This window comes from Stenotrophomonas sp. YIM B06876 (genome assembly GCF_030711595.1).
Classification (GTDB): Bacteria; Pseudomonadota; Gammaproteobacteria; order Xanthomonadales; family Xanthomonadaceae; genus Stenotrophomonas.
The window spans coordinates 1-26,694 of the sequence record NZ_JAUJUJ010000003.1 but is presented as its reverse complement, the minus strand read 5'-3'; the positions used below and the strand labels follow the sequence as shown (position 1 = coordinate 26,694).

Here is a 26,694-nt window from a genome sequence, read left to right as displayed (position 1 = left end):
CACATGCGCCTTGCCCCCTGGCTGTTGCTGTGCACTTTGCCGCTGCTATGGCTGCCCGGCTGCTCCGCCGGCGATGCACCGCAGCCGGCGCAGCTGCTTGCGCCCACGCCCACCCATGCCGATTTCGGCCACCTGCGGGTGCGCTACAACGCCCTGCCGACGCTGGCGATGAACGCGGCCGTCGCCCGCCGCTATGGCGTCAACCGCGATGCCGGCCAGGCGTTGCTGGTGGTCGCCCTGCGCGAGGTGCAGCAAGGCGAGGAACTGCCGCTGGGCGGCGAAATAAGTGCCACGGCCACCGACCTCTCCGGCCGCCGGCAGACGATCACGCTGCGCCCGGTGACCACCGGCGCCTACGTCGATCAGGTCGGCACGGTACGCACCGGCGTCCACGACAGCGTGCGCTTCCAGTTGAAACTGCAGACTTCCGCCGGCAACGGCATCGTGGAATTCGAGCGGAATTTCTGAAACCGGCTGCAGCGGCCGGACGACCAGCCAGGTCAAACCGTGTTGGATGCGGCTCGCTCTGGAAGCGCGGCAACAGCGATTCACCTGTCTTCGAAGCACAGTGGTCGTGTACGGCACACGCCGGTTGGTGGTCTTTCCTGCTGCGCTCTGGGGAATGCATCCAGCGCCGCGGTTACTGTCCAGCGCCCAGCTCGCGCAGGTCCTCGCGCAGAATCCGCCGCACTTCCAGCACCGCTTGCGGGGTCTCCTGCACGCTGTGCCCGGAAAGGATCACCTTCTCCGACAGCGCCTGGTCCAGATGCGCACTCCAGTACGGCACCAGCCCGTCATCGGACAGCTGCAGCGGCACCCCGGGTTTGCGCTGGGCGATGATCGAGTGGTACTTCAACCCCGGCGCCAGCGGCAGATCGGCAGCGGCCTGCACAAACGGATCATTCGACTTGAGGTTGTCGATGCTGTTGGGGATGCGCGGCTTCTCCGCCTTCTGTTCCGTCCCCGGCGGACTCTGCAAGGCCAGGAAGACGTCTTCGAACTTGCCCAGGATGGTCAGCGGCAAGCGCACCAGCTTGCCGATCATGCGTCCCAGCCGATTGCCGGCAATGTCGGTACCGCGATGCGGGGAGGCCAGAAAAATCACCCGCTCCACGTTCGGCTGCGGCTGGTAATGCAGCAGCGGGCCCAGCTTGGCCTGCACCCGCTGCAGGCGCGGGCCGCGCAATTCATAGCGCTGCAGCAGGTCGTTCCACAGCACTTCGGCCGGATCGCTGAGCATCAGCCGCGCCAGCACGCCGCCCATGCTGTGGCCGATGAGCACCATGTTTTTCGACGCCGGCTGCCGCCCCGTTTCATCGAAATGGTGCAGCGTCCGGTTCAACGCGTTGCTGATGGTGTAACGGTTCAACGCCAGCGGCGCGTTGGTCGGGTAATACACCGACCACACCTGGAAATGTTCGCGCATTTCCGCATCGCCCATGATTTCGTTGGCCAGGTTGACCCAGGCTTCCGGACTGCTGGCCAGCCCGTGCAGCATGAAGATGATGCGGCGGCTGGGATCGTAGGGCTGCATCAGGTAGATATGCGGTTCACGGATGCCCGCACCGCGCCCGAACAGCGTGCGCAGCGATTCGGTGGCAAAGCCCGATTGCGCAAGCCACAGGCCATAGGCCGCGGTGAAATTGGCCGCCAACGGCACCTTCTGCCCCTGCAATTCCACGCTGTCGGTGGTTTCCGGGGCATAGGCTTCGATGGTGATGTTGCGGGTGGCCAGCACCTCGTCCAGCGTCGCACCGTCGAACCGCAACAGCGCGGTGACATTGATCGCCGGCATTTCACTGAACACGGGGGTATCGGGCAATGCCGCGGCACCGCCGTCCATCGGCAGCGCCAACGGCGCCGGTTCCATCACCAGCACCAGTTCAGCGCCGAATCCATCGCGCCGGTAGGTGCTGCGCAGGCCGGCGAAACTCACTGACGAGGCCGACACCAGCTGCCGCGGGATGCTGGTCAGATGCAGCGCGTCGAAACGGCTGGCCAGCGTCCAGTGCTCGGCGTGCAGCGGCCCGTTGTAGTCCTCGCCACCGAGGGCACGCTCGCGACCGCGCTGGAACACCACCGCCGCGCTCTGCTCGGCGGCGTAGTTGTAGTAGTCGCGCACCTGCGTCTGCCGGTCCTCGAACGCGCGCTCGGCCGGGCTACGGCCACTGAAAAACAGGTAGGCATAGGCATAGCGCGCCGCTTCCAGCCACGCCTCCAACGCGCCTTCCGGCAATGGCGCCATGCCGGCGGCCTTCGGCTTGGGGGTCAATGCCAATGCCTCTTTCACCCACAGCTCGGACAACGTGGCCAACCGCTGCTCGGCATGCAGGCCATCGGTCTGCTGCACCGCTTCGCGGCAGGCGGGCAGATCCTTGCCGCACTGGCTCTCGGTGAGGCCGATGACACTGAGCATTTCCTGCGCGGAGGCGCTGAGCCGGCCACCATCGAGCACGTCACCGCGTTTGAGGGTGACGTAGTCGGTCGGCGCCACCGTCTTCATCTTGACCATGGCGCACCCGCTGCCCAGCAGCAGTGCCATCGCCATCATCGGCGCCAGAACCAGGCGGTACCCGCGGGGGTGCGACGTCGGCGTCATTGCGTACTTCCTTTTGGGATACCGGGAATGTCCTGGCGGATGCGGCGGGAAAAATCGGCGCTGTCACCGGCCTGCAACGCACGCCCGGTAATGCGCCCGCGCTCACGCAGCCGCTGGAAATCAGTGCCGGGCGTCAACCCGCCCATATCGAAGGCGTAGCGGTCCAGATAGCCGGACAGCAACAGCCGGTAATCCAGCGGCAGGCCGGGCGCGATCCGGCGCATCAGCTCGAATGCGACCGTGGTGCAATTGCTGGTCAGCGTGTTGTAGAACCGCGGCGCGCGCAGCAGGGCGTCGCCCTCGCTTACATAGGCGCGCAGCAGTTCCTGCAGGTCAGGTTGTGACAGGCCATGGATCCGGTACAGATACACGTCCTCGCCGCGCACATTGCTGCGCACGCGGACGATGTCGCGCTCATCGGCGGCTACCAGCACCGTTTCAAATTTGCGGAAAAAACCGCCCAGGGCCGAGAATGACTCGCCGCGTTGCTTGCGGATCTCCAGCGAGAACACCAGCTGGCGGCCATCGGCGAAACCGAATGACACCAGCGTATGTGCAATCGCCGGCCCCATCCAGTAGGAAAGGATCAGGTCGGCCGACTGCAGCTGGGCCAGATCGTATTCGCGGCGCTGCCAGCGGATGTCGTAATCGCTTTCGGTGCGCCAGGTGAAATCACGCACGTTTTCCACCACCAGCCGCTGCCCATGCACCGCGGCGCGCAACGGTTGCGCCACATCATCGGCCCATGCGCGGTCCTGCGACGGCGTGATCGTGGACCACCAGCCCAACATCAATCCGAACATACCGGCGAACAGCAGCACGCTGCGCCAGTGCCGCGACGGTGTCCAGCCAGCCCGCATCGCAAGCACGCCCGCCAGGACCCATATGCCGATCATCCCGCTGCGCAGCGCCACGCCGGCCGGAATCTGGAACCACAGTGCGAACCCACCCCACAGCGCGACCAGCGCACAAGCCAGCACCCACGCAACGCGCGCGCTTGTACGCAAGACACCGCGCCAGGACAGCTGCACCCTGCGCCCCAAGATCAACCGCTCCCACCGGCCGCGCGGGCGCGGCGGCAAGTCCTCCCCGCGGCGAGGTGACCCGTGATCGGCAGATATGCGCGCTGCACCAATCCCATCCCTTCTTTCCCCGAACCGGTGCGCCGGCAGCGCATCCCCCGGAAAGATACCCTGCCGCCCGCATCGCCAGCGTGTTCATGGCAGGCACAAAAAAACCGGCTCGCGGCCGGCTTTCTGTTTTTCGCATGGTGGGCGGTACAAGGTTCGAACTTGTGACCCTTGCCGTGTGAAGGCAATGCTCTACCGCTGAGCTAACCGCCCGTGTTGCGAGCCGCCAATTATAGGGCGGAGATTTCTGACGTCAACGCATTGGCGGAATTTTTTTCACATCGTCTGCGTCGGCTTTTCTGAATTCAACGCACCGGCCAGCAGGGTCTCGATCTTGTTGCGGATCGCCTCCGCCTCACTGCCATCGGCCAGCTGCACGCCGATCCCGGCCTGGCGGTTGCCCTGCGCGCCCACCGGGGTGACCCAGATCACCTTGCCGGCGACCGGCAGCCGCTCGCTGGTGTCGGGCAGGGTCAGCAGCAGGAACACTTCATCGCCGAGAAAGTAGCGCTTCGGCGTCGGCACGAAAATACCGCCGTTCTTCACAAACGGCATGTAGGCGCTGTACAGCGCCGACTTGTCCTTGACCACCAGCGACAGGATGCCCTGGCGTGCGTTCATCGCACTCATCGATTGTTTCCCTTGGCTTGCGACTGGTTGGCTGCGCACCAGGCCAGCAATAGTTCCACTATCGCCAGATCGGCGCGGATCGTGGTCCGCAGCAGATCCCGCGTCCGGTTGGCGGCATCGAACCAGGCCGCCAGCTTGTGCAATCGTGCCGGATCGGTCAAGCCGCCAGCCGAGGCCTGGGCAAGTGCCAGATCGGCGGCGTGACGCAGACGCATTTCGGCATGCGCGTCGGCCGTCCAACGCTGCGCCAGCTCGACACAGCCAAGGCGGCCTGCCGCCAGCTGTCCCAGCTCGCTGGCGACCTGGCGGCGCAGGGTCATGCCCTCGCCCTGCAACCACTGGTCGGCCATTCCCGGATGTCCACGCGCCGCATCCAGTGCATCGCGCGCGACCGCGTCACCATGGCCGCGGGACTGCAGCCAGGCCAGCGCCTCTTCGCGCGGCGGCAGCTTGAATTCCAGCCCCTGGCAACGGCTGCGGACCGTGGCCGGCAGCCGCGCCGGGTCGGCACTGATCAGCCACAGGTAGCGGCCGGGCGCGGGTTCCTCCAGCGTCTTGAGCAGCGCATTGCAGGCGGAACGGTTGATCGCATCGGCCGGATCCACCACCACCACCTGGGCCACCCCGTACTGCGGGGTCAGCGCCAGCTTCTGCGAGATCTCGCGCACCTGCTCGATCACGATCTCGGTGCGCAGCTTGTCGCCGCTCTTGTTGGGGATGAACGACACCAGCTGCAGGTCCGGATGGGTACCGGCCGCGATCAACTGGGCGTTGCGCGATGCCGCCGCCGGACTGGCGCCCTGCCCCAGCACATGCGCCGCCATCCTCATTGCCACGGCCCGCTTGCCCAGCCCGGCGGGACCGCAGATCAGCAGGCCATGGCCGAGTCGCCCGGCATCGAGCGCGGCAATGCTCTGGTCATAGGCGCGTTGCTGCCAGGGCGTGAACAGCTCGCTCATGCCGTGGCTTCCTGCGCCATCCATTGCGCCAGCAACGCGGTCACCGCATGGGCCACGCCGGCCTGGTCCTGGCTGGCGTCGACCAGCCGGAACCGCAGCGGATCATCCTGCGCCCGCTGCCGGAACTGGGCGCGCACGCGCTGGAAAAAATCGTCCTGCTCGGTTTCGATCCGGTCCGGCCACAGATCGCGGCCATTGGCACGGGCGCGGCCGATGGCCACGTCCACATCCAGCAGCAGGGTCAGCCCCGGCAACAGGCCCACCACCCGCCGCTCCAGGTCGGCGATCCATTGCAGGTCCAGACCGCGGCCCGCGCCCTGATAGGCGTAACTGGAATCGGTGAAGCGGTCGCTGATCACGAATGCGCCGCGCTGCAGCGCCGGACGGATCACTTCGCTCAGGTGCTGGGCACGGGCGGCAAACACCAGCAGCAGTTCGGCCTCGGCGGTCAACGGCTCGCCGGCGATCCCGGCATCCGGGGTCAGCACCAGCGCGCGGATGCGCTCGGCCAACGGGGTGCCGCCGGGTTCGCGGGTCAAGACGACCTCATGTCCCTGCGCCTGCAGCCAGTCACGCAGGGCGTTGATCGCGGTGGTCTTGCCGGCCCCCTCGCCGCCTTCCAGGCTGACGAAATGCGGATGCCGCAGCAACGCTTGATTCATTGGGGTACTGCCTCGTTGCGGTTCTGGCGCAGCCGCTGCAGATAGCGCGCAACGGCGGCGGTATGTTCGGCATAGCTGGCCGAAAACGCGTGGGCGCCGCTGCCATCGCCAATGGCGACGAAATACAGCGCATCGCCCGCCGCCGGTTGCGCGGCAGCCCGCAGCGCGGCGCGCCCGGGCATGGCGATCGGCGTGGGCGTCAGCCCGGCGCGGGTATAGGTGTTGTAGGGCGTGTCGGTGGTCAGGTGACTCTTGCGGATATTGCCGTCATAGCTGCTGCCGATGCCATAGATGATCGTCGGGTCGGTCTGCAGCCGCATGCCCAGCTTCAGCCGGCGGACGAACACCCCGGCAATCTGCGGCCGCTCGGCGGCCAGGCCGGTTTCCTTCTCGATGATCGAAGCCAGCGTCAGCAGCTCATACGGCGAGGCGAGCGGCAGGCCCTCGGCCCGCGACTCCCAGGCGCTGCTCAGGGCCTGCTCCATCGCCGCGTGCGCGCGTTTGAGCACGTCCAGATCGCTGTCGCCGCGCTGGTAGATATACGTCTCCGGCAGGAAGCGGCCTTCCGGGTGCTGCCCGGCAAAACCCAGCGCCTCCATCAGTTCACCATCCCCCATCGCCGTCGTCTTGTGCAGCAGCGGTTGCGCCCGGTTGAGCGCGGCACGCAGCTGGCGGATGTTCCAGCCCTCGACGATGGTGATCCGGTACTGCAACACCTTGCCCTGGCGCATCCGCAACAACAGTTCGCGTGGGGTAAGTGCCGGTTCCAGCGCATATTCACCGACCTTGAGCTTGCCGGCCGCATCCAGCTGGCGGGCCAACAGCTGCCATTGCAGATCACGGCCTTCATCGACTCCGGCAGCGCGCAGTTTGCCCAGCACGGTGCTGAACGAATCGCCGGACGCCACGGTGACGCTGGCCACCGACGGCGTCACCGGCGTCGTGGCGAACTGGGCCTGACGCTGCCACAACCAGGCGCCCGCAGCGGCCACCAGCACGGCCAGCAACAGCCCCATCGCCAGGACCACCAGACAACCCCGTTTAGCACCCGCCATGCTCACCTCGATTGGAAACAGCTGGCGCGCAGGATACCCCGCGACCCGCCGCTGCCGGCAAAACCCGGTTCATGCCAGCGGCGTCAGCGCCCGCAACAGCCCCCGCGCCTTGGCCCGGGTTTCCTCCAGCTCGCGCTCCGGCACCGAGTCCACCACCACCCCGGCGCCGGTACGGAACCGCGCGGCATGGTCCTGCACTTCGGCGGTGCGGATCAGGATATTCAGGTCCATGTCGCCATCGCGGTTGAGCCAGCCGAACGCGCCGGTGTAGGCCCCGCGCGCCTGCTGCTCGAGCTCGGCGATGATCTGCATGCAGCGCACCTTGGGGCAACCGGTGATGGTGCCGCCAGGAAACGTGGCGGCGATCACCTGCCCCGGGGTCACCCCGGCGCGCAGCCGCCCGCGCACATTGCTGACGATGTGGTGGACGTGGGCGTAGCTTTCCACCGACATCAGCTCATCGACCTCGACACTGCCCGGCGCGCAGATCCGCCCCAGGTCGTTGCGCTCCAGATCGATCAGCATCACATGCTCGGCGCGCTCCTTGGGATGGTCGACCAGCTCGCGGATACGCGCGGCATCGTCGTCGCCCTCGAAGCGCGGGCACGTGCCGGCGATGGGACGGGTCTGCACCACATCGCCACAGACCGAGACCAGCCGTTCCGGCGAGGAGCTGACCACGGCGCGCCCGGCGGCGTTGAACAGGCCGGCGAACGGTGCGGGATTGGCGGTGCGCAGGCGCGCGTACAACGCTTCCGGTGCGAGCGGTGCATCGAACTGCGCCTGCCAGCAACGCGACAGGTTCACCTGGAAGACGTCGCCTGCACGCAGGTAAGCAATGACCTGGCGTACGCCATCGGTGAAGCGTTCGCCTGCGTCTTCGCTGATGGCTGCCGGGCCCTCCCAGTGCGGCAACGGGGGTAACTGGTCGGCTCCGGTTTGATCGTGCTGGAGCTGGCTGAGCAGGTCTGCAGCGTCATCTTCGGCGATGGCGATGCAGCGGCCGCTGTCGCGTTCGCGCAGTACGGCTGCCGGGCAGCGCAGTGCGATTGCGGTTGGCAGGCCGTCAGTGCGCTGCGGCAGCTGCAGGATCGGTTCGACTTGCTGGGCGAGCTCGTAATCGAGCAGCAATGCCCAGCCGCCACGGAACGGGATTTCCGCTTCCATCGGGTTGCGGGCTTGGCGCAGGGCCTGCCAGTCGCGATCCAGTGCAGACAGGAAATCGCCCTCCACTGCGCTGCCGTCTTCGCGTTGCAGGCTGCCGTCCGCGTTTAGCAGCAGCTGGCCGCCATCGGCGATCAGCAGCATGTCCCACTGGCCCTGCTTGCCGGCGGCAGTGGATTCGAGCAGCACCGGATAACGATGCGGCGCAAGCCGATGCAGCGCCAGCAGGTCGGTGTCGGCGTGCAGGGGAAGGATGTGCATCGTGGGCCCGAAAGAAGTCAGGGAAGTGGATTCCATCCTTCTCCCTGCGGGAGAAGGTGCCCCGAAGGGGCGGATGAGGGGCGCCTCAATACAACCAGAGGCGCCATGCTGAAGAACGCGTCGCCACGCGCCGGTTCGGGTGAACAACCTTTGTCACCAACCGAGTGGTTCGACGAAGCCGCTTCGCCCTGCCCTCACCCCAACCCCCGCTTCGCGCCCCGGCCCTTGCGCTGGCGCAAGGGCGTTCGAGGGGCAGCGAACCGGTGGTTCGCAGACTGCCCCTCTTACCCCGCAGGGAGAGGGGCTTTGAGCGGCGCTCAGATCCGCTTGAACACCAGCGTGCCGTTGGTGCCACCAAAGCCGAAGCCGTTGGACATCACCACGTCCACGTCGGCCTTGCGCGCCACATTCGGCACGTAGTCCAGGTCGCAGCCTTCGCCGGGTTCTTCCAGGTTGATCGTCGGCGGGATGATGCCGGTAGTCAGCGCCATCACCGAGAAGATCGCTTCCACGCCGCCAGCGGCACCCAACAGGTGCCCGGTCATCGACTTGGTCGAGCTGACCAGCATCTTGTAGGCGTGCTCGCCGAAGGCGGTCTTCATCGCCATGGTCTCGCCCAGGTCGCCCAGCGGGGTGGAGGTGCCGTGCGCGTTGAGGTAGCCCACCTGCTCCGCGGTGACGCCGGCGTCGTTCATCGCCGCGACCATGCAGCGTGCGGCGCCTTCGCCGTTCTCGCTCGGTGCGGTCATGTGGTACGCATCGGAGCTGGCGCCGAAGCCGGCCAGCTCGCAGTAGATGTGCGCGCCGCGCGCCTTGGCGTGCTCGTACTCTTCCAGGATCAGGATGCCGGCACCGTCGCCCAGCACGAAGCCGTCACGCTCCTTGTCCCACGGGCGCGACGCCTTGGCCGGATCGTCATTACGGGTGGACATGGCCTTCATCGCGCAGAAGCCGCCCAGCGCGGTCGGCGAAGAGCCACGCTCGGCGCCACCGGCAACCATCACGTCGGCATCGCCGTACTGGATCATGCGCATCGCCGTGCCGATGGAATGGTTGGACGTGGCGCAGGCCGACACCGCCGAGAACGACGGGCCCTTCAGCCCGGCGATGATGCTCAGCTGCCCCGGCAGCATGTTGATGATGGTCTTGGGCACGTAGAAGGGCGAGATCTTCTTGCCCTCGTGGAACTCGATGGTCTGTTCCTCGATGCCGAGCAGGCCACCGATGCCGGCGCCGACAATGGCACCGATGCGCTCGGCGTTGGCGTCGGTGATTTCCAGGCCCGAGTCATGCAGCGCCATGAAGGCGGCACCCAGGCCGTAATGGATGAACGGGTCCATCTTCTTGGCATCCTTGCCGCTGACCCGGTACTTGCCGAACTGTTCGTTGTCGGCGGTGATGTCGAAATCCCTGACCTCACCTGCGATTTTGGTGGTGAACCGCTGCAGGTAGGAGTCCGCGATGGTCGTCAGCGGGCCGATGCCCGAACGGCCTTCGGTGATGCCCTGCCAACTGCTGGCCAGATCATTGCCCAATGGCGAGACCATGCCCATGCCGGTAACGACAACGCGACGTTTCATAGCAGTTTCTCCTGTCCCCGTACCGTGCGGGTATGTCACTTAAATACACAGGGCCGCATATGCGGCCCCATGGATCTGCAACGCGGTCGGAACATGGGTACCGGCCGCGCCCAGCAGGCGTACATCAGGCCTTGACGTGCGCCTTGACGTAATCGATGGCAGCCTGGACGGTGCCGATCTTCTCTGCTTCTTCGTCCGGGATCTCGCACTCGAACTCTTCTTCCAGCGCCATCACCAGCTCGACGGTGTCCAGGGAGTCGGCACCCAGGTCATCGACGAACGATGCATTGGTGGTGACTTCTTCTTCCTTGACGCCAAGCTGCTCTACGACGATTTTCTTGACGCGTTCTTCGATGGTGCTCATTGGATATCGCTCCAGATGGAGTAGTGGTGGTTCAAAAACGCCATCGCTCTGCGATGGCCGCCTGGATAGTGTAGTGGAAAGCGTCGCGGGCTTGCATTGCTGCGGAAACACCGGACGCCGGCCATCTGGGCGCAGTCCTTGCGCCGCATGCTTACGGCATGTACATCCCGCCGTTTACATGCAGGGTTTCGCCGGTGATGTAACTGGCCGAAGGACCGGCCAGAAACGCCACCGCACGTGCGATGTCCGCCGGTTCGCCAAGGCGGCCCAGCGCAATCTGTTCAAGCAACGCGGTGCGCGAGGCGTCCGGCAGCGACTTGGTCATGTCGGTGTCGATGAAGCCCGGTGCGACCACGTTGACGGTGACGCCGCGCGAGCCGATTTCCTTGGCCAGCGATTTGGAGAACGCGATGATGCCAGCCTTGGCGGCCGCATAGTTGGCCTGCCCGGCGTTGCCGGTCACGCCGATCACCGAGGCGATGTTGACGATGCGGCCCTTGCGCGCCTTCATCATGCCGCGCATGACGGCCTTGGAGGTGCGGAAGACGCTGGTCAGGTTGGTGTCCAGGATCGCCTGCCAGTCTTCTTCCTTCATCCGCATCAACAGGTTGTCGCGGGTGATGCCGGCATTGTTGACCAGGATCGAGATCGCGCCGAATTCCTTGCCGATGCCTTCGATCAGCGCGTCGACCGCAGCGGAATCGTTGACGTCCAGCGCGCGGCCATGGCCACCGCTGGCAGCCAGCCGCTCGCCAATGGCGGCGGCCCCGCCGTCGGTGGTGGCGGTGCCGATGACGGTCGCGCCCTGCGCGGCCAGTTCATCGGCGATGGCGGCACCGATGCCGCGGCTGGCACCGGTGACAAGGGCGACTTCACCCTGCAAAGGCTTGCTCATGCTGTTTCCTCAAATACGGGTGGCGTGCCGCGCGGCAGCCGGGAGCAATACGGTCGGGCCGGAGGCCGTGCCGTGCTGCGACATGTTCAGTGTGCCCATTCAACCAGTGCGCCGCCGAAATCGGCCGGCGTCGCCAGCGAGCGGCCCTCGACCGACTTGTCGATGCGCTTGACCAGACCGGTCAACACCTTGCCCGGGCCGCACTCGGCCACCCGGGTGACGCCACGCGCCGCCAGCGCCTGCACGCAGCCGGTCCACTGCACCGGCAGATACAGCTGCTGCACCAGCGCCTGGCGGATCGCATCGACGCCGTCGTGCACCTTGGCATCCACGTTCTGCACCACCGGCAATGCCGGCACCTGCCACTGCATCCCGGCCATGGCGTCGGCCAGCCGGTTGGCGGCTTCGCGCATCAACGGGGTATGCGACGGCACGCTGACGGCCAGCTTGACCGCCTTGCGCACGCCGCGTTCGGCCAGCAGCGCCAGCGCCCGGTCCACCGCAGCGGCGTCACCGCCAATCACGATCTGGCCGGGCGAATTGTAGTTGGCCGGCACCAGCACCTGGCTGCCTGCGGCCTGCTCACAAACCTCCAGCACCAGCGCGTCCTCGGCGCCGAGCACGGCGGCCATCGCACCGACGCCGGCCGGGGCGGCCTGCTGCATCAGCTGCCCGCGCAGCCGCACCAGATGGGCGCCATCGCGCAGGGTCAGGGCGCCGGCCGCCACCAGCGCGGTGTATTCGCCGAGGCTGTGACCGGCCAACAGCGCCGGGCGCGCGCCACGCTGGTCCTGCCACAACCGCCACAGCGCAATCCCCGCGGCCAGCAACGCCGGCTGGGTGTATTCGGTGCGGTTGAGCTGTTCTTCCGGGCCGCCTTGCGACAGCGCCCACAGATCGACCCCGGCGCCTTCGGAGGCCTCGCCGAAGGTGGCACGGATCTGCGGATGCAGCTCGGCCAGTTCCGCCAGCATGCCCAGCGACTGGGAACCCTGGCCGGGGAACACAAAGGCAAGTTGGGAATCAGTCATGGTCATCGGCCTGCAAAATCGAAGCCGCGCATCATAAGCGTGAATGCTCCAGCCCGTCTGTACTGCCGCGTATGCAAGGGCGGACAGGCCCGCCCGGCCCAGCAGTCCCGGCAGGCCCAGATCGCCGTCGCTGAATCTGCCCCAGACACAGCACCGCCCGCAGCGCCAGCGAGGGGCCGGTTGCGGCATGCCGCACCCGGGTCGAATGGGCCGCGGGACCTGGACGGCCCAGTTTCAGCCGCGCCACCCTCCGCAAGCGCCGGCTCACCACCTGCGCCTGCCCGCAGCGCCGCCTGCACCAGCAGCCATCCCGGACAGTGTTGGTACGACGATCAGCGGTTCCGCCACCACCGATCTCCGGAAACGCGTACGGCCCCGAAAGGGGCCGTATGGGCAGGATTACATTGCCGTAGCGTGCGCGATCAATAACGGATCAGCGCCGAACCCCAGGTGAAACCGCCACCAAAGGCTTCCAGCAGCAGCAGCTGGCCGCGCTCGACGCGACCGGAACGGACCGCCACGTCCAGCGCCATCGGCACCGAGGCCGAGGAAGTGTTGCCGTGCCGGTCCACCGTCACCACCACCTGCTCCATCGGCATCTCCAGGCGCTTGGCCGTGGCTTCGATGATGCGCAGATTGGCCTGGTGCGGAATCAGCCAGTCCAGATCGGACTTGGCCAGGCCATTGGCGTCGAGGGTCTCGTCCACGACCGAATCCAGCGCCTTGACGGCATACTTGAAGACGTCGTTGCCCTTCATCCTGATGCTGCCACCACCCTGGCTGCCTTCGCCGAAACCGGCGGAAACCCCGACCGGATTCCACAGCAGATCCTTCTTGCTGCCGTCCGCGTGCAGATGGGTGCTGAGGATGCCGGTTTCCGCGTCGGCCTTGAGCACGACGGCGCCGGCCCCATCACCAAACAGCACGCAGGTGGTGCGGTCTTCCCAGTCGACCATCCGGGTCAGGGTTTCCGCACCGATCACCAGCACATGGCGGGCCGCACCGGACTGGATGAATTTGTCCGCCACGCCGAGCGCGAACACGAAGCCTGAGCAGGCCGCATTGACGTCGAAAGCGGGGCAACCGGCCACACCGAGCTTGGCCTGGATCAGGCACGCGGTGGACGGGAAAATGAAATCGGGCGTCGTGGTTCCCACGACAATCATGTCCAGCTGCGAGGCGTCTATGCCTGCAGCCTCAAGCGCGCGCAGCGCGGCCTGGTAACCCAGATCGCTGGTGGTCTGGCCCTCAGCGGCGATGTGCCGTTGACGGATACCGGTGCGCGACTGGATCCACTCGTCACTGGTGTCGACGATCTGCGCAAGATCCGCATTGGTCAACAGTTTCTCGGGCAGATAACTACCGGTGCCCGCGATCCTCGAGTAGATCCGTTTGCTCATGCTGCTTCCTGTTGCACGGGCCCACCTTGGCGAACCCGGAAGAATCGGTGAAACGGCCGCCGCCCGCGGCGGCGGCCGTCACAAATCAATCTTCTTCGACGGCCGACGTCTTGGTCGCAATCACTTTCTTGCCGCGATAGAAACCGTCAGCAGTGATGTGGTGACGCAGATGCACTTCACCGGTGGTCGGATCGGTCGACAGCTGCTTTGCGGACAGGGCGTCGTGCGCACGGCGCATGCCGCGGCGGGACGGGGTAACACGGGATTTCTGCACAGCCATGGGATTGCTCCAAACTCGGTTCGTTTGCTTCGTCGTTTAATTGCACAGGACGCCAGCGTCCAGCACTACTTTCGCTTTCGCCGCAGCCGCCGACGACAACCGGCCGCTATTGTTTCTTCAACGCCGCCAATGCCGCAAACGGATTGGCCTTGTCCAGTTCCTCTTCGGTCGCCGGCCAGTCACGTTCGACCGCCTCGCTACCCGGCGACAACGGCACCACCGGCACCATCAACACCAATTCATCTTCAACCAGATCCAGCGGACGCAGGTTGCCATCCTCCGGCACCAGCAAGGGCTCATAGTCTTCGGGGAGCGAGGACTCTTCGTCTTCGCTCCGGATCAGACCAAGCCGCTGCACCAGCGACACCGGCAGCAGGAACCGCTGCATGGTGCGCTGACAGATCAAAGGCAGCGCGGTATCGATAGTCAATTCGACATAGGACACCCGCAGAACCTCGTCGCGACCGAATTCCAGCGCATAACTGCACTGCCCTTCGGTATCGGCAACAAGACCCTGCAAGCGGGCCATTTCGGACAATGGTGTCTGGTCTTCGAAGCGCCTGCGCGCTGCGACCATCCGCCAAGCATCCAGCATTTCGGGTACGTTCGCGGACATAAGCCGCAGAATGTTAAAGACCGCCCCGGCAGCTGTCAAATCCCGGCGCCCATCCTTGCCGCGGAACTACCGCCCCGCGCAGACTGGGGCCTTTCTTTGGACCGGTATTGTCGCATGCTCCCGCTGATTCTTGCCTCCACCTCGCGCTACCGGCGCGAACTGCTGCAGCGGGTGGGACTGGCCTTCGACTGCGCGCGCCCGGAAGTCGACGAAGCACCGCTGCCGGGCGAAGCCCCGGCCGGCACGGCGAAGCGGCTGGCACATGCCAAGGCCGCTGCCGTGGCCGCGCGGCACCCGGGGAGCTGGGTGATCGGCTCGGACCAGGTGGCGGAACTGGAGGGCGCCGCGCTGGGCAAGCCCGGCACGGTCGCCGCCGCCCACGCCCAGCTGGCGGCGATGGCGGGGAAAACCGTGCTGTTCCACACCGCCGTGTGCCTGATCAATGCCGGCCACAGCCTGCACACCGTCGACCTGACCCGGGTCTGCCTGCGGCCACTGCAGGACGCGGAGATCGCGCGTTACGTGGCTGCCGAAATGCCGCTGGACTGCGCCGGCAGCTTCAAGTGCGAGGGCCTGGGCATCACCCTGTTCGAGGCAATCCACACGCAGGACCCCACCGCGTTGATCGGCCTGCCGCTGATCGCGCTGTCGCAACTGCTGCGCCAGGCGGGCTATTCATTACCCTGAAGCGGATCGGCCTGCGGTTTGCGCACCACCCGGCACCACTGGTAGGGGTATTCGCCCTGGCCAATGCGCGAGCCACGCAGGACGCAGGAGCTTTCCTCCAGCATCCAGCCATAACCGGCCAATCGCGCCTGGGCCGCGGCGCGCTCCTGGCTGGCAGCCAGCACCGGATCCGCGATCGGCCCGGAACGCGGCAGCAACCGGCAGCGTCCCGGAGAGGTCTGCTCGACCACGGACTTCAAACCACGGACGTGGTGCGCCAACCAGCGCAACCTCTCACAACCGGGCTGATCCAGAAATCCAACGCGCTCCACCCAACCGTTCATCCGCGCAAAGCGTGCGGCCGCCTTGTCCGAATAGCCGGGAACCAGCGCAAAACGGTGTTCGCGCGCCTCCAGCATTTGCGTGACCCGCGCGCGGAAGCCGGAGGATTCGGGAAAATTGGAGGCCACCGCAACGTAGCGGGCTTGCCCGGGCAGGAACGGAATGCGCCAGGCTTGCGGCTCGCCGCCGACCAGAAGCACGACACTGTCGCCCGGCTCCGGCATCGGTGGCGCTTCCACCGCAAACGCCTGCCACGCCCAGCGCTCCTGGCCCCAGGTATTCCAGCCCAACAGCGACACCAGCGCACAGGCGCCGACCAGCATCGCACCCCAGCGCGGCGCATGCCGGGCCGGCAGCAGCGTCTGGCACAGCCACCACACCAGCAGCGGCGCCAACAGCTCCAGCACCACCAGATAGCGATGGATGCTGAAGGCGGCCTGCCACAGCAGATAGGCCACCAGGAAAAACAGCACCACGGAGCGCATCGCCGGCGCAAACACCACGGCTGCCGCGCGCGGCCGCCACAGCACCCGCCACAGCGCGAGCAGTGCCGCCAGATACAGCACGACCCAGAGGCACTGGCTCAGCGAAATCTCACTGATGCGCCGCGGCTGGAACGTGAACAGCAACGGCCACGCCAGATGCTCCCACACGCTTGTGGGCAGCCAACGGGTATCGGCCACCGACACCGGCGCGGCCAGCGGCGCCTGGAACAGCGTATTGAATTGCGGAAACAGCGGATTGCCGAACGCCTGCCATACCTGCCAGTACCACCAGCCGGCCAATACCGCCGCGGTCAACAGCGCCACGCCGGCCAGCACGGCCAGTGTTGCCAGCCGGCGCCAAGGCGCACCCGCGGCGCCGATCACCGCGATCGCCAGGGCCAGCGCATAGATCGCGTTGGTCAACTTCAGCGCGACCGCGATTCCCAGCAGTGCGCCGGCCGCGCCCGATATCCACAACACGCGGCGCAGCGCTGTTTGCGGCTGCGCTTGTGCCCACAACACCAGAAACAGGCTGCCCAGTACGAACAGCGCGGTGGTGTTGTCGGCCATGGAGCCGCCAAGCTCGGACAGGAACGCACCCGTGCACAACCCCGCCAGCCCCAGCAACGGCGCAAGCCCGGATCGATACGCCTGCCCCTGCAACGCCAGCCAGGCGATGGCCGATACCGGCAGGAACGCCAACCCGTGCAGGACTCCGAACGCAAAGCCCGCCAACGGTGCCGGCAGCCGCACCATCATCAGGTAATGCAGCACATCCAGCACCGGGCTGAAATAGCTCTGCATCTGCGCCGGCGCCAGATCCTGTGCCAGCCGGCCTTCCAGCACCGCATAGCCGTTGTAGAGGTGGTAGTTGCGCAGATCCCAGTTGGCATCCTGGCCCAGCCATAGCGACAGCAACCCCGCCAGCAGCGCCACCGCGCCGGTGGCCAACGCGACATTGCGCGGGCGGGTAAAGGCGAAGCAGGACTCCCAGCTGCGCAAACACGCCGCCGAAAAGCTCGCGGCGCTCACGCCGGCTTTTCCGCACTGGACACGGCGAGATAGGCAAGGTGCTTGGCCTCGATCCGGCCGCGCGTCACCGTATCCAGGACCAGTCCACAGGCCAGCAACAGGAAACCGAGCAACGCCAGCGCCACGCACAGGACCGCGGTAGGAAAGCGCGGGACCAGCCCCGTCTCCAGATAGGTCCACAGCAACGGCAATGCCAACAGCACCGACAACGCTTCGGAAAAAGCAAAACCGAGCGAGAAGAACAACAACGGGCGTTCGGCCTTGAACAGCTTGGCGATGGTGCACAGGATCCGCCAGCCATCGCGCCAGGTGTTCAATTTGCTCTGCGACCCTTCAGGCCGGACCCCGTAGGCCGTTTCCATTTCCGCCACCGGCATCCGCAGCTGCAGCGCATGCACCGCCAGCTCGGTTTCAATCTCGAAGCCGTGCGCATGGGCGGAAAACGACTTCACGTAGCGACGGGAAAACACCCGGTAGCCGGAAAGCATGTCCTGGAAGCTGCGCCCGAACAGGAACCCGGCACAGCGGGTCAACAGCACATTGCCGATGCGGTGTCCGGGCCGGTAGGCCGCCGCCTGCTGGTCACGCCGGGCGCCGACCACCATGTCCATGCCTTCATTCCGCAACCGGTTCACCAGCACCGGTGCGGCCGCGGCATCGTAGGTGTCATCGCCATCGACCAGCACATAGATATCGGCCTCGATATCGGCAAACCCGCGGCGCACGACGTTGCCCTTGCCCTGCAAGGCCACCGTGCGCACCACCGCCCCGGCCTGTCGCGCCAGCTCTGCGGTGCGATCGGTTGAATTATTGTCCAGCACCACGATGCTGGCGCCGGGCAGATGCAGCGCGAAGTCCCGCACCACCCGGGCGATGGTGGCCGCCTCGTTGTAGCAGGGAACCAGCACCGCGATATGTTTGTCGTCCATGTATCACTCCGCGGCCCGGTTGCCGCACCCAGGATTTTTACGGCGCAGAAACGCTGCGCCAGCGGGATCAGCGTCGTACCTGCAACGGCTGCTCCGGCCAGTCTTCGACACTGCCGTCATTGCCATGCAGACGCAGTCCCAGCCAGTGTTTTCCGGGCGTCAACCCGGTGGTGTCGATGCGTGCATGGAAACCCACGTGTGGATGCTGCGGATCGGTGGATATTTTCCAGAACCCGGTGATGTCATAGCGCTGCCCATAGTCGGCGATGGCCGCGACTTTGCCATCCAGCAGCACTTCCACGGACGACAGCCCGACGCCATCCTTGAATGCCCAGCCGCGGATATCGACGCTGCCGCGGCCGACCTGCCCCGGCAGGGGCGAATCCACCCACGCCATCGCCGGCGTCACACATGGCCCCGGCGACTTCTGCGCGGGCAGCGCGAACAGCAGGAAGCGCTGGGAGCCGTGATCGCTGGATACCACCCGCGGCGGTGGCAAAGGCCCCACCAGTTCGCACACCAGGTGATAGCGGGCCAGCAGATCGCGATAGCGCTGATCACTGGGCGCCAGCACCAGCAACTGCGGCTGCGTGCGTTGGCCGTCGCTGATCAGCCGCCATTGCGCCAACTGCGCGGTACGCCCGTGCTTGTCGTTCAATACGTGCGGCAGCACCTGGATCGACGCATCATCGAGCTGGAACCCCAGCTCCGCCCCGACCTTGAAGCTGCCCGCCAGTACAGTGGTGCCTGCAGGCATTTTCCGCAGTTCCTCGCGCACCGCCACCGCCAACGGCCGCCAGCCGGCGAAATTGCGCGGGTAGTATTTGTTGCCGGCCAGCTGCTCGCGTATCGCCGGCGTGGCCGCCATCAGGTAGTAACCGAACGCACACACCAGCCCGACGCCGGCCAGCCACCAACTGAGCCGGCGCAGCCAGCGCGGCCAGCGGTTGAGGATGACCGGCATGGCCACCAGCAAGGCCAGGTAGCCTGGCAGCGGCCAGTGGAAGCTGATGCGTTCGACGTCGGTGAAAAAGCCGAGCACGAAGATGGTCAAGGTGGACACAGCGCCGACCAGGGCGAAATAGCGCCACTGCACTCGCGCGCGGTGCTCGGCGCGGAAGCCGGCCACGGCGACCTGCCACATCGCAAGACCCAGCAGCGGCGTCACCAGCAGCGGCTGGATCACCACAAACCACAGGCCACTGGGCTGGAACTGCCAGGGGTGGCGTTCGACGATCTGGAATTTCAGGCCGGCGTCGTGGTTGTCGGCATTCCACGCCAACAGTGGCAACCACGCCACCACGCCCACCATCAATGCCACCCATACCCGCGGATCGCGCAACACCCGGCGCCCCTGCGGCAGCCACAGCAGCGCGATGAAACCCACCCCGATCACGCCGATGAACCGGTAATGGCTGAGCGCCCCGACGAGCAGGCCAAATGCCAAGCCGAGCGCGCCACCGGCATCCACGCCCCGCAGCAACCGCGCGCCGGCGCCCAGGCACAGCACCGCGGCGATCGCCATCGGCACATCGGGCACCGCAAGAATGCCGAGTGTGGCCGACAGCGGCATCAACAGGGCCAGACTGCCGGCCTGCCAGCCGGCCACCGCACCGGACCAGCGCGCGGCGATGTGCATCACCATCCACGGCAACCCGGCGCCCAGCAGCAGGAACGGCAGGCGCAACGCCAGCAGATGCTGTCCTCCCAACTCCACGCCCAGCCGTGCCAGCCATGCAGCCAGTCCCGGCAGGTCGGAATAGGCGGCGGCCAGGTGCTGGCCCTCCTGCCAGTAGAACGCCTCATCCACGAACAGCGGCAGCCGTGCGGCGATCACGATCTTGATCGCAGTCACCACCACCCACAGCACCATGAAGATTTTTCGCGCGCGTTGTTCGCCCTGCATTGAGCCTTACACTCCCCCTGACCACCGATACGAGACGACCATGCCCGCTGCGCCGCCACTGCCCGGAATCCTAACCGATGTGATGCGTCAGTCCTTGCAGCGCGCGCAGGACCAGGTCAATTCTCTGCTGCTGGGAAAGACCCACGAAGTACGGTTGGCGTTTGTCGCGCTGCTGTCGGCCGGCCATCTGCTGATCGAGGATCTGCCCGGGTTGGGCAAGACCACGCTGGCGCACGCGCTGGCTTCCAGTCTCGGACTGGGGTTCCAACGCGTGCAGTTCACCTCGGACCTGCTGCCGGCCGATGTGCTGGGCGTCTCGGTGTATGACGCACAATCGCGCCAGTTCCAGTTCCATCCGGGGCCGGTGTTCACCCACGTGCTGCTGGCCGACGAGATCAACCGCGCACCGCCGCGCACCCAGAGCGCGCTGCTCGAAGCGATGGCCGAACAGCAGGTCACGCTCGATGGCGTCACCCACGCCCTGCCGGAACCGTTCTTCGTCATCGCCACCCAGAATCCGGTGGACCTGTCGGGCACGTTCCCGTTGCCCGATTCGCAACTGGACCGCTTTCTGCTGCGGCTGGCGCTGGGCTATCCCAATGCCGAATCCGAGCGCGCCCTGCTCAGCGGCAGCAACCGGCGCACGCTGATCGCGCAGGCGATGCCCTGCCTGGGCGAGGACGACATCCGCATCCTGCGCGCGGCCGTCGACCAGGTCCATGCCAGCGATGCACTGATCGGCTATGTGCAGAACCTGCTCACCCGCAGCCGCCAGCATGCCGGCGTGCGCGTGGGCCTGTCGCCCCGCGCCGGCATCGCGCTGCTGCGCGGCGCCAAGGCGTACGCGCTGCTGCTGGGGCGCAACCATGTGCTGCCCGAAGACATCCAGGCGCTGTTTGTCGCGGTCGCCGGCCACCGTCTGGTCGCCGAAGCCGAAGCGTCTTCGGGTCCGGCATTGGCGCACGCGATCCTGCACAGCGTGCAGGTGGACTGAACATGCCGGCGTGGTGGCACGGCTCCTGGCGCTCGCTGCAGCAGCTGGCCCGGCCACGCTCCCCCGAAGCGCTGCCCATCTGTCTGGACCGGCGCCGGATCTATGTGCTTCCCACCGGCTTCGGGGTCTTCGTCAGCGTGCTGCTGGCCGCCATGCTGCTCGGCGCCCTCAACTACAACAACAATCCGGCGCTGCTGCTGGCCTTGCTGCTCGGCGCCACCGCCATTGCCAGCAGCATCCATGCCCACTTGCAGCTGTCCGGCTTGCGGGTGGAGGCGGTCTCCGCCGATCCGGTTCCGGCCGGCACCCCGCTGCGACTGCGCCTGACCCTTGCCCGTAACGACACCCGCGTCCGCCGAGGCCTGCAGGTGACCCATGCCGACGTCAGCGCTTTCACCTCCCTGGAAACCGGCAGTCGCAACGAAGTCGACCTGCTGCTGCCCACACACCGCCGCGGCTGGCTGGATCCGGAGCGGCTCCGGGTTTCCACCACCTACCCGCTGGGACTGGTCCGTGCCTGGGCGTGGGCATGGCCGGATACGCCGCTGCTGGTATACCCCTGCCCCGAGCGCCGCGGCCCCCTGCTGCCGGAACGCGGCGGCTCGCCGGCCCACACCCGCGTCCATCCGCTGGGTGATGAATTGCAGCAGTTGCGTCCCTATCGGCCCGGCGATGCCCTGCGCACGATCGCCTGGAAGCACTCGGCGCGCCGCGACACCTTGCTGGTGCGCGACTACGAGCGCCCGCGCGGTGTGGACGTGGTACTCGACTGGCGCGATGTCAGCGCCCTGCCCTACGAGCGGCGCATTGCCCGGTTGGCCCGCTGGGTGAATGAAGCCGAGCGTGAGGGCCGCCGCTACCAGTTGAACCTGCCGGGCCAGCCCGCGCTCGGCCCCGGCAACGGCGACGGCCACCGGCACCTGTGCCTGCGCGCCTTGGCGCTGATGCCGCATGGCTAAGCCGGGCACGCTCGAACTGGCGGTCGCAGGCCGGGCCTGGGCACTGCTCACCACCGCACTGGCGCTGCTGCCGCTGCTGCTGCAGTTGCCCACGGCACTGGCGGCCGGCTTTGCCGTGGCCGCATTGGCGGTGGGGGCGCTGTCATGGCGCCGGCCCTTGCCCTCGCCAGTGCGCCTGCTGTTGATCCTGGCCATGCTCGCCGCGATCTACTGGCAGATGGGCGCGCGGCCCGGGCGCGATTCGGGCTGCGCCCTGCTGGCGGCGATGCTGGCGATCAAGTCCTCCGAGTTGCGCACCCTGCGCGATGCCCGCAGCCTGCTCGGCTTTGCCCTGTTTGCCCCGTTTGCGGCGTTCCTGCTGGACCAGGGACCGCTGACCCTGGGGCTGGCGCTGGCCGCCGTGCTCAGCGCACTGCTGGCCTTGCAGCGACTGGCCGACGAAGAAGGCCACAGCCATACCCCGGCGCTGCGGCAGCAACTGCACGGCGTTGGCCGGCTGGTGGCCATCGCCCTGCCGCTGGCGCTGGCCGCGTTCTGGCTGTTCCCGCGCCTGCCCTCACCGCTGTGGGGCATTCCCGAACGCGCCCTGGCCCGCCCCGGCCTGTCCGACGCGATGAATCCGGGCGAGTGGATCGACCTGATGGCCGACGACAGCCCGGCCCTGCGTGCGCAGTTTTTCGGCCCCACGCCCGCGCCCGAGCAGCGCTACTGGCGCGGACCGGTGCTCACCCGCTTCGATGGCCGCAGCTGGACCCGGCTCGACCCGCCGCTGCAGCAGCCACTGCCGGCAGTCACCGCAGCAGCCGCCGGCTGGGACTACCAGATCGAATACGAACCCACCGACCGGCGCCAGCTGGTGGCCCTCGACCTGCCCATCGCCGCGCCCGCCAACGCGCGTCTGGCCGACGATTACAGCCTGAGCAGCGAACAGCCGCTGACCGCCCTCACCCGCTGGCGCCTGCAGTCCGCCCCCGCGCGCCAGTTCCAGGCCGAACTGCCGCCCGCCCTGCGCCGGCAGACCCTGCAATTGCCGCCGGGCTTCAATCCACGCACGCGGACCCTTGCCCGGCAATGGCGGCAGCAGGCCGGTGCCGACGACAACGCCATCGTGCAGCGCGCGTTGGCGTGGATCAGCGCCGAATTCGCCTACACCCTGGACACGCCGCTACCCGGCCGCGACGGCGTGGACGAGTTCCTGTTCCAGCACAAGGCCGGCTTCTGCGAGCATTTCAGCTCCGCCTTCGCGGTGCTGATGCGCAACGCCGGCATTCCCGCCCGTGTGGTCACCGGTTATGCCGGTGGCGAGCGCAACCGGTTTGGCGCCTACTGGGTGGTACGGCGCATGGACGCCCATGCCTGGACCGAGGTGTGGCTGGCCGGACGCGGCTGGGTCCGGGTCGACCCGACCGCCGCTGTCGCCCCGGAACGCATCTACGACACGCTGGAAGACCGGCTTGGCCAGGGCACAGGCGCCGCCGGCTTCGAACTGGGCCAGCGCTGGCGGCAGATGGCGGAATTGGGCGACTGGCTGCGCCGCGGCTGGAACGACCTGGTGCTCTCGTTCGACGCCAACCGCCAGCAGCACCTGCTGCGCAGGTTCGGCATCGAACGCCTGCAGCCGGAGCAGTTGATCCTCGTGTTCGCCCTGTTCGCCGCCGCGGCGTTGGGCGCGATGGCGTGGCTGCTGGCACGCGGCGAACGCGAGCGCGATCCGCTGCTGCGCGCATGGCGCAGGCTGGGCCGGCGCTACCGTCATTTCGGGCTGGAGCGGGAGCTGCATGAACCGGCGATACTGTGGGCAAGCCGGGTGGAACAACGTCAGCCAGGCAGCGGTCTATTGACGCTCAGCCAGCGTTTCGCTGCCGCGCGCTACGCTGACAACAAGGCCGTCGACGTCTCACTTTTGCGCGACCTGCGCAGGCACCGCCCGAAACCCGGAGCACATCCATGAAGATCCAGTTTCTGCTTCCCCTTGCCGCCACCCTGTCTCTGGCCGCCTGTGCCACGGCGCCCAAGCCGCTGCAGGGACAGTTCAGCCCGGTTTCCCCGCGTGATGCGGTGGCCCAGCAACAGACCGGCACCCCGGTACGCTGGGGCGGGCGCATCATCGAAACCCACCCCGGCCAGGGTGAGACCTGCTTCCAGCTGATTTCGCGGCCACTCAATGGCAGCGGGCGCCCGGTAACCAGTTCCTCGGATGCCAGCGACGGCCGCTTCATCGCCTGCCGGGCCGGCTTCTATGATCCGGCCGTATTCGAACCCGGCCGTGACGTGACTTTCATCGGCCGGGTGGACGGCTACCAGACCACCAAAATCGGCGACTACGACTATCCGCTGCCGAAGATCGCCGCCGACGTGGTCTACCTGTGGCCGGTGCAGCGCGAGGTGGAGGTGGTCCCGGCCTATCCCTACGGGCCATGGGGGCCGGGTTGGGGTCCCGGCTGGGGATGGGGCTGGCGCGGCGGCTGGTGGTAATCAGCGCCCACTGACTGAAAACGCCGCCTTCGGGCGGCGTTTTTGTTGGGCCCGAGCCGGTGTCCCTCAGCCTGCCGGGGTACCGAAACGGCCCAGCGGCGCGCCGGCCAGCAGATGCAGATGGATGTGGAACACCGTCTGCCCGGCGTGCTCGCGGCAGTTCATGACGATGCGGTAGCCGTCCTGTGCGAAGCCCTGCTGCCGTGCATAGGCGGCGGCGGCCAATGCCAGCTTGCCGATCAGGTGCGCCTGCCCGGGCTGCACATCGTCCAGCGTCGCAATCACCTCGTTTTTCGGCACGAACAGCACGTGCACCGGCGCCTGCGGGGCAATGTCGTTGAAGCCGAGCACCTCGTCATCTTCATAGACGATGGTGGCGGGAATCTCGCGGCGAATGATCTTTCCAAACAGCGTGTCGGTCATGGCAGGGGTCGCATCGGGGAAACAGCGCCTAGCTTAGCCGCTGGCCCCGCGGTCTTCGATGCGGTCGGCGCGGGCCGGCAGTGACCGCCACAGCGGCTATTCGGCCAGCTCGCTGCGGCTGCCAAACGCGTGCGACAACGTGCCACGGTCGACATACTCCAGCTCGCCCCCCAGCGGCAGCCCCTGCGCCAGGCGGCTGGGGATGACCTTGTGGCGCCGCGCCAGCTGCGCCAGATAGTGCGCCGTGGCCTCACCCTCCACCGTGGAATTGGTGGCGATGATCAGCTCGCCCACTTCGCCCTGCGCCAGCCGCGACTCCAGCTGGTCCAGACCCAGCTCGCGCGGGCCGATGCCATCGAGCGGCGACAGCCGGCCCTGCAGCACGAAATACACGCCGCGATAGCTGGTGGCATGTTCGATCGCCAGGCGGTCGGCCGGTGATTCGATCACGCACAGCATCTGCCGTTCGCGGTTGCTGCTGGCGCATACCGGGCAGATCGGGCTTTCGCTGAAATCGCGGCACTGTTCGCAATGGCCGATCTTCTCGATCGCCTCGGCCAGCACCGAGGCCAAGCGCAAGCCGCCGTCGCGCTCGCGTTCGAGGACGTGATAGGCCATGCGTTGGGCGGTCTTCTGCCCGACTCCCGGCAACACCCGGAAAGCCTCGATCAGTTGTTCGAGCAGCGGCTGGCTCATCGTATCGGCTCAATGCAGAAACAGGCACGCGAAGCCCGGAGACTTCGCGCGCGGAACCCAACCGGCGATCACTCCGCCGGTCCGGCAGATCAGAACGGCAGTTTCATTCCCGGCGGCAACTGCATGCCGGCCGTGGCCGAACCCATGCGCGCCTTGGATTCGGCATCGATCTTGTTGGCGGCGTCGTTGAACGCGGCCGCCACCAGATCCTCGGTCATTTCCGGATCGGCCAGCACCGACGGATCGATCCGCACCTTGCGGCACTCCTTGGCACCGGTCAGGGTCACGCTGACCATGCCACCGCCGGCGCTGCCGGTCATTTCCAGCTTGGCCAGTTCTTCCTGGGCCTTCTGCAGGTTTTCCTGCATCTTCTGGGCCTGTTGCATCAGTTGGGCGATATTGCCGCGCATAGCTGCCTACTCTTCAAAGGGACGGATGGAATCTGGAACCACCCGGGCGCCGTGCTGCTGTACCAGCAGCTGCACTTCAGGGTTGTCCATGAAAATGGTTTCGGCCGCACTCTGCCGCTCGCCGCGCTGGCGGTCGGCGCGCTCGTGCAGCGTCTCGGCGTCGGCGGCACCGGTTTCAATCACGATTTTCGGCGTCTGCCCGAGCGAAGCCGACAGCGCCTGCTCCAGATCGCCAACCGCACGTTCCGAACGCAGGTATTCAAACCCCGGGGCCAGCGCCAGCCGCAGCACGCCGTGGGCATAACCGACGAACGCCACATTGGCCGCCAACTGCCTGGACGGTCCAGACAGCGCACTGGCAGCCACCAGGTCGAGCCACTGTTCGGCATTGCCCAGTGCACGCCCCGAATCGCCCGCCACTGGGGCTGCGGCATGGGCGACAGGTGCAGGTGCCGGGACTTCACTCTTTTCCGGCCGAACCGCACCCGGCGCGACGGGGGCTTTTTCCACTGCGACAGGCGCGCTCACAGGTGCGTCCCAGGCGCTTCGTTCTTCGCCCATTTCCGCAGCCAGGGTTTCGTCCTGCGCCGAGGCGGCGCTGTCTGTCGCCCACGGCGGGACGTCGTCGCTGATGGCGGCGGCGTTTTTCTCCGGCGATCGTGGCGCGGGTGCCGTTGCGGTTACGGGTGCCGGCGGCGGGGCAACGGGGGTGGACGCAGGCTCCGCCGGCGTTGCGGCGCCCGGTGCGACC

General features: G+C 67.0%; 27 protein-coding genes and 1 tRNA gene. 6 read left to right on the top strand and 22 right to left on the bottom strand.

Features of this window, described 5'->3' with window-relative positions:
* Positions 1 to 3: 3 nt before the first annotated feature.
* Positions 4 to 468 (top strand): DUF4426 domain-containing protein, encoded by a 465-nt coding sequence (locus QZH66_RS02345; RefSeq protein WP_305804341.1) that lies wholly within the window; start codon positions 4 to 6, stop codon positions 466 to 468.
* A gap of 172 nt (positions 469 to 640) precedes the next feature.
* Here the strand turns inward: QZH66_RS02345 and QZH66_RS02340 are convergent, their stop codons facing one another.
* The 15 genes from QZH66_RS02340 to QZH66_RS02270 all read right to left on the bottom strand — a co-directional run bounded on the left by QZH66_RS02340 (position 641) and on the right by QZH66_RS02270 (position 14,626).
* Positions 641 to 2,599 (bottom strand): alpha/beta hydrolase, encoded by a 1,959-nt coding sequence (locus tag QZH66_RS02340; protein ID WP_305804340.1) that lies wholly within the window; start codon positions 2,597 to 2,599, stop codon positions 641 to 643.
* The gene (locus QZH66_RS02335) at positions 2,596 to 3,606 is read right to left on the bottom strand and encodes a DUF4105 domain-containing protein (protein ID WP_305804339.1); all 1,011 of its coding nucleotides are present in this window, start codon (positions 3,604 to 3,606) and stop codon (positions 2,596 to 2,598) included. The genes QZH66_RS02340 and QZH66_RS02335 overlap by 4 nt, the downstream gene beginning before the upstream one ends.
* Positions 3,607 to 3,867: 261 nt before the next feature.
* Positions 3,868 to 3,942: transfer RNA gene (locus QZH66_RS02330), tRNA-Val, on the bottom strand.
* Positions 3,943 to 4,005: 63 nt separating this feature from the next.
* Positions 4,006 to 4,359, bottom strand: a complete 354-nt coding sequence (locus QZH66_RS02325) for a PilZ domain-containing protein (RefSeq protein ID WP_305804338.1) — start codon at positions 4,357 to 4,359, stop codon at positions 4,006 to 4,008.
* Positions 4,356 to 5,318 (bottom strand): DNA polymerase III subunit delta', encoded by a 963-nt coding sequence (locus QZH66_RS02320; protein WP_305804337.1) that lies wholly within the window; start codon positions 5,316 to 5,318, stop codon positions 4,356 to 4,358. The genes QZH66_RS02325 and QZH66_RS02320 overlap by 4 nt, the downstream gene beginning before the upstream one ends.
* Positions 5,315 to 5,980 carry a dTMP kinase gene (gene tmk / locus QZH66_RS02315; RefSeq protein WP_305804336.1) on the bottom strand — a complete coding sequence of 222 codons (666 nt, stop codon included), beginning with the start codon at positions 5,978 to 5,980 and terminating at the stop codon, positions 5,315 to 5,317. Before tmk ends, QZH66_RS02320 begins: the two co-directional genes overlap by 4 nt.
* A complete protein-coding gene (gene mltG, locus QZH66_RS02310; RefSeq protein WP_305804335.1) occupies positions 5,977 to 7,035 on the bottom strand; it encodes an endolytic transglycosylase MltG in 1,059 nt (352 codons plus the stop codon). Before mltG ends, tmk begins: the two co-directional genes overlap by 4 nt.
* Positions 7,036 to 7,104: 69 nt before the next feature.
* Positions 7,105 to 8,460 (bottom strand): aminodeoxychorismate synthase component I, encoded by a 1,356-nt coding sequence (locus tag QZH66_RS02305; RefSeq protein WP_305804334.1) that lies wholly within the window; start codon positions 8,458 to 8,460, stop codon positions 7,105 to 7,107.
* Positions 8,461 to 8,777: 317 nt separating this feature from the next.
* Positions 8,778 to 10,040: a beta-ketoacyl-ACP synthase II gene (fabF, locus tag QZH66_RS02300; RefSeq protein ID WP_305804333.1), complete on the bottom strand. Its 1,263-nt coding sequence runs from the start codon at positions 10,038 to 10,040 to the stop codon at positions 8,778 to 8,780.
* Positions 10,041 to 10,164: 124 nt separating this feature from the next.
* Positions 10,165 to 10,404 (bottom strand): acyl carrier protein, encoded by a 240-nt coding sequence (gene acpP, locus QZH66_RS02295; RefSeq protein WP_305804332.1) that lies wholly within the window; start codon positions 10,402 to 10,404, stop codon positions 10,165 to 10,167.
* Between the two features lie 151 nt (positions 10,405 to 10,555).
* Positions 10,556 to 11,299, bottom strand: coding sequence for a 3-oxoacyl-ACP reductase FabG (gene fabG, locus QZH66_RS02290; protein ID WP_305804331.1), 744 nt, complete (start codon positions 11,297 to 11,299; stop codon positions 10,556 to 10,558).
* Between the two features lie 86 nt (positions 11,300 to 11,385).
* On the bottom strand, positions 11,386 to 12,330 hold the full coding sequence (fabD, locus tag QZH66_RS02285) for an ACP S-malonyltransferase (protein ID WP_305804330.1): 945 nt from the start codon (positions 12,328 to 12,330) through the stop codon (positions 11,386 to 11,388).
* Between the two features lie 422 nt (positions 12,331 to 12,752).
* Entirely contained in the window at positions 12,753 to 13,730 is a 978-nt protein-coding gene (locus QZH66_RS02280) for a beta-ketoacyl-ACP synthase III (RefSeq protein ID WP_305804329.1), read from the bottom strand.
* Positions 13,731 to 13,815: 85 nt separating this feature from the next.
* Positions 13,816 to 14,010 carry a 50S ribosomal protein L32 gene (gene rpmF / locus QZH66_RS02275; RefSeq protein WP_305804328.1) on the bottom strand — a complete coding sequence of 65 codons (195 nt, stop codon included), beginning with the start codon at positions 14,008 to 14,010 and terminating at the stop codon, positions 13,816 to 13,818.
* 106 nt (positions 14,011 to 14,116) lie between these two features.
* Complete coding sequence (locus tag QZH66_RS02270) at positions 14,117 to 14,626, bottom strand: YceD family protein (protein ID WP_305804497.1); 510 nt, start codon at positions 14,624 to 14,626, stop codon at positions 14,117 to 14,119.
* Between the two features lie 114 nt (positions 14,627 to 14,740).
* Between QZH66_RS02270 and QZH66_RS02265 the strand changes: the two genes are divergently transcribed.
* A complete protein-coding gene (locus QZH66_RS02265) occupies positions 14,741 to 15,313 on the top strand; it encodes a Maf family nucleotide pyrophosphatase (protein ID WP_305804327.1) in 573 nt (190 codons plus the stop codon).
* Here QZH66_RS02265 and QZH66_RS02260 read toward each other — a convergent pair.
* The 3 genes from QZH66_RS02260 to QZH66_RS02250 all read right to left on the bottom strand — a co-directional run bounded on the left by QZH66_RS02260 (position 15,298) and on the right by QZH66_RS02250 (position 19,986).
* Complete coding sequence (locus tag QZH66_RS02260) at positions 15,298 to 17,151, bottom strand: glycosyltransferase 87 family protein (RefSeq protein WP_305804326.1); 1,854 nt, start codon at positions 17,149 to 17,151, stop codon at positions 15,298 to 15,300. The two genes, QZH66_RS02265 and QZH66_RS02260, sit on opposite strands and share 16 nt — an antisense overlap.
* Positions 17,148 to 18,080, bottom strand: coding sequence for a glycosyltransferase family 2 protein (locus QZH66_RS02255; RefSeq protein ID WP_305804325.1), 933 nt, complete (start codon positions 18,078 to 18,080; stop codon positions 17,148 to 17,150). The genes QZH66_RS02260 and QZH66_RS02255 overlap by 4 nt, the downstream gene beginning before the upstream one ends.
* A 67-nt stretch (positions 18,081 to 18,147) precedes the next feature.
* On the bottom strand, positions 18,148 to 19,986 hold the full coding sequence (locus QZH66_RS02250; protein ID WP_305804324.1) for a glycosyltransferase family 39 protein: 1,839 nt from the start codon (positions 19,984 to 19,986) through the stop codon (positions 18,148 to 18,150).
* A 40-nt stretch (positions 19,987 to 20,026) separates the two neighbouring features.
* Here QZH66_RS02250 and QZH66_RS02245 point away from each other — a divergent pair, with 40 nt between their 5' ends.
* From QZH66_RS02245 to QZH66_RS02230, 4 genes are read left to right on the top strand one after another with little or no spacing between them, the layout of a single operon-like run.
* Entirely contained in the window at positions 20,027 to 20,980 is a 954-nt protein-coding gene (locus QZH66_RS02245) for an AAA family ATPase (protein ID WP_305804323.1), read from the top strand.
* 2 nt (positions 20,981 to 20,982) lie between these two features.
* Entirely contained in the window at positions 20,983 to 21,939 is a 957-nt protein-coding gene (locus QZH66_RS02240; protein ID WP_305804322.1) for a DUF58 domain-containing protein, read from the top strand.
* Positions 21,932 to 23,890: a transglutaminaseTgpA domain-containing protein gene (locus QZH66_RS02235; protein ID WP_305804321.1), complete on the top strand. Its 1,959-nt coding sequence runs from the start codon at positions 21,932 to 21,934 to the stop codon at positions 23,888 to 23,890. The genes QZH66_RS02240 and QZH66_RS02235 overlap by 8 nt, the downstream gene beginning before the upstream one ends.
* Positions 23,887 to 24,414, top strand: a complete 528-nt coding sequence (locus QZH66_RS02230) for a Slp family lipoprotein (protein ID WP_305804320.1) — start codon at positions 23,887 to 23,889, stop codon at positions 24,412 to 24,414. The genes QZH66_RS02235 and QZH66_RS02230 overlap by 4 nt, the downstream gene beginning before the upstream one ends.
* 66 nt (positions 24,415 to 24,480) lie before the next feature.
* On the opposite strand, the gene QZH66_RS02225 is transcribed toward QZH66_RS02230, so the two are convergent.
* From QZH66_RS02225 to QZH66_RS19035, 4 genes are all read right to left on the bottom strand, one after another.
* Positions 24,481 to 24,837: a histidine triad nucleotide-binding protein gene (locus tag QZH66_RS02225; protein ID WP_305804319.1), complete on the bottom strand. Its 357-nt coding sequence runs from the start codon at positions 24,835 to 24,837 to the stop codon at positions 24,481 to 24,483.
* A 96-nt stretch (positions 24,838 to 24,933) separates the two neighbouring features.
* Positions 24,934 to 25,533 carry a recombination mediator RecR gene (recR, locus tag QZH66_RS02220; protein WP_305804318.1) on the bottom strand — a complete coding sequence of 200 codons (600 nt, stop codon included), beginning with the start codon at positions 25,531 to 25,533 and terminating at the stop codon, positions 24,934 to 24,936.
* Positions 25,534 to 25,622: 89 nt separating this feature from the next.
* Positions 25,623 to 25,943 carry a YbaB/EbfC family nucleoid-associated protein gene (locus tag QZH66_RS02215; RefSeq protein ID WP_305804317.1) on the bottom strand — a complete coding sequence of 107 codons (321 nt, stop codon included), beginning with the start codon at positions 25,941 to 25,943 and terminating at the stop codon, positions 25,623 to 25,625.
* A gap of 6 nt (positions 25,944 to 25,949) precedes the next feature.
* Positions 25,950 to 26,363, bottom strand: coding sequence for a DNA polymerase III subunit gamma/tau C-terminal domain-containing protein (locus tag QZH66_RS19035; protein ID WP_345783821.1), 414 nt, complete (start codon positions 26,361 to 26,363; stop codon positions 25,950 to 25,952).
* Between the last annotated feature and the right edge of the window lie 331 nt (positions 26,364 to 26,694).

What these genes read in the sequence shown, in the direction of transcription:
- QZH66_RS02345 (WP_305804341.1), top strand. Translation starts at nt 4, where the DNA reads ATGCGCCTTGCCCCCTGGCTGTTGCTGTGCACTTTGCCGCTGCTATGG.
- QZH66_RS02340 (WP_305804340.1), bottom strand. Translation starts at nt 2,599, where the DNA reads ATGACGCCGACGTCGCACCCCCGCGGGTACCGCCTGGTTCTGGCGCCG.
- QZH66_RS02325 (WP_305804338.1), bottom strand. Translation starts at nt 4,359, where the DNA reads ATGAGTGCGATGAACGCACGCCAGGGCATCCTGTCGCTGGTGGTCAAG.
- QZH66_RS02320 (WP_305804337.1), bottom strand. Translation starts at nt 5,318, where the DNA reads ATGAGCGAGCTGTTCACGCCCTGGCAGCAACGCGCCTATGACCAGAGC.
- tmk (WP_305804336.1), bottom strand. Translation starts at nt 5,980, where the DNA reads ATGAATCAAGCGTTGCTGCGGCATCCGCATTTCGTCAGCCTGGAAGGC.
- mltG (WP_305804335.1), bottom strand. Translation starts at nt 7,035, where the DNA reads ATGGCGGGTGCTAAACGGGGTTGTCTGGTGGTCCTGGCGATGGGGCTG.
- QZH66_RS02305 (WP_305804334.1), bottom strand. Translation starts at nt 8,460, where the DNA reads ATGCACATCCTTCCCCTGCACGCCGACACCGACCTGCTGGCGCTGCAT.
- fabF (WP_305804333.1), bottom strand. Translation starts at nt 10,040, where the DNA reads ATGAAACGTCGCGTTGTCGTTACCGGCATGGGCATGGTCTCGCCATTG.
- acpP (WP_305804332.1), bottom strand. Translation starts at nt 10,404, where the DNA reads ATGAGCACCATCGAAGAACGCGTCAAGAAAATCGTCGTAGAGCAGCTT.
- fabG (WP_305804331.1), bottom strand. Translation starts at nt 11,299, where the DNA reads ATGAGCAAGCCTTTGCAGGGTGAAGTCGCCCTTGTCACCGGTGCCAGC.
- fabD (WP_305804330.1), bottom strand. Translation starts at nt 12,330, where the DNA reads ATGACTGATTCCCAACTTGCCTTTGTGTTCCCCGGCCAGGGTTCCCAG.
- QZH66_RS02280 (WP_305804329.1), bottom strand. Translation starts at nt 13,730, where the DNA reads ATGAGCAAACGGATCTACTCGAGGATCGCGGGCACCGGTAGTTATCTG.
- rpmF (WP_305804328.1), bottom strand. Translation starts at nt 14,010, where the DNA reads ATGGCTGTGCAGAAATCCCGTGTTACCCCGTCCCGCCGCGGCATGCGC.
- QZH66_RS02270 (WP_305804497.1), bottom strand. Translation starts at nt 14,626, where the DNA reads ATGTCCGCGAACGTACCCGAAATGCTGGATGCTTGGCGGATGGTCGCA.
- QZH66_RS02265 (WP_305804327.1), top strand. Translation starts at nt 14,741, where the DNA reads ATGCTCCCGCTGATTCTTGCCTCCACCTCGCGCTACCGGCGCGAACTG.
- QZH66_RS02255 (WP_305804325.1), bottom strand. Translation starts at nt 18,080, where the DNA reads ATGGACGACAAACATATCGCGGTGCTGGTTCCCTGCTACAACGAGGCG.
- QZH66_RS02250 (WP_305804324.1), bottom strand. Translation starts at nt 19,986, where the DNA reads ATGCAGGGCGAACAACGCGCGCGAAAAATCTTCATGGTGCTGTGGGTG.
- QZH66_RS02245 (WP_305804323.1), top strand. Translation starts at nt 20,027, where the DNA reads ATGCCCGCTGCGCCGCCACTGCCCGGAATCCTAACCGATGTGATGCGT.
- QZH66_RS02240 (WP_305804322.1), top strand. Translation starts at nt 20,983, where the DNA reads ATGCCGGCGTGGTGGCACGGCTCCTGGCGCTCGCTGCAGCAGCTGGCC.
- QZH66_RS02235 (WP_305804321.1), top strand. Translation starts at nt 21,932, where the DNA reads ATGGCTAAGCCGGGCACGCTCGAACTGGCGGTCGCAGGCCGGGCCTGG.
- QZH66_RS02230 (WP_305804320.1), top strand. Translation starts at nt 23,887, where the DNA reads ATGAAGATCCAGTTTCTGCTTCCCCTTGCCGCCACCCTGTCTCTGGCC.
- QZH66_RS02225 (WP_305804319.1), bottom strand. Translation starts at nt 24,837, where the DNA reads ATGACCGACACGCTGTTTGGAAAGATCATTCGCCGCGAGATTCCCGCC.
- recR (WP_305804318.1), bottom strand. Translation starts at nt 25,533, where the DNA reads ATGAGCCAGCCGCTGCTCGAACAACTGATCGAGGCTTTCCGGGTGTTG.
- QZH66_RS02215 (WP_305804317.1), bottom strand. Translation starts at nt 25,943, where the DNA reads ATGCGCGGCAATATCGCCCAACTGATGCAACAGGCCCAGAAGATGCAG.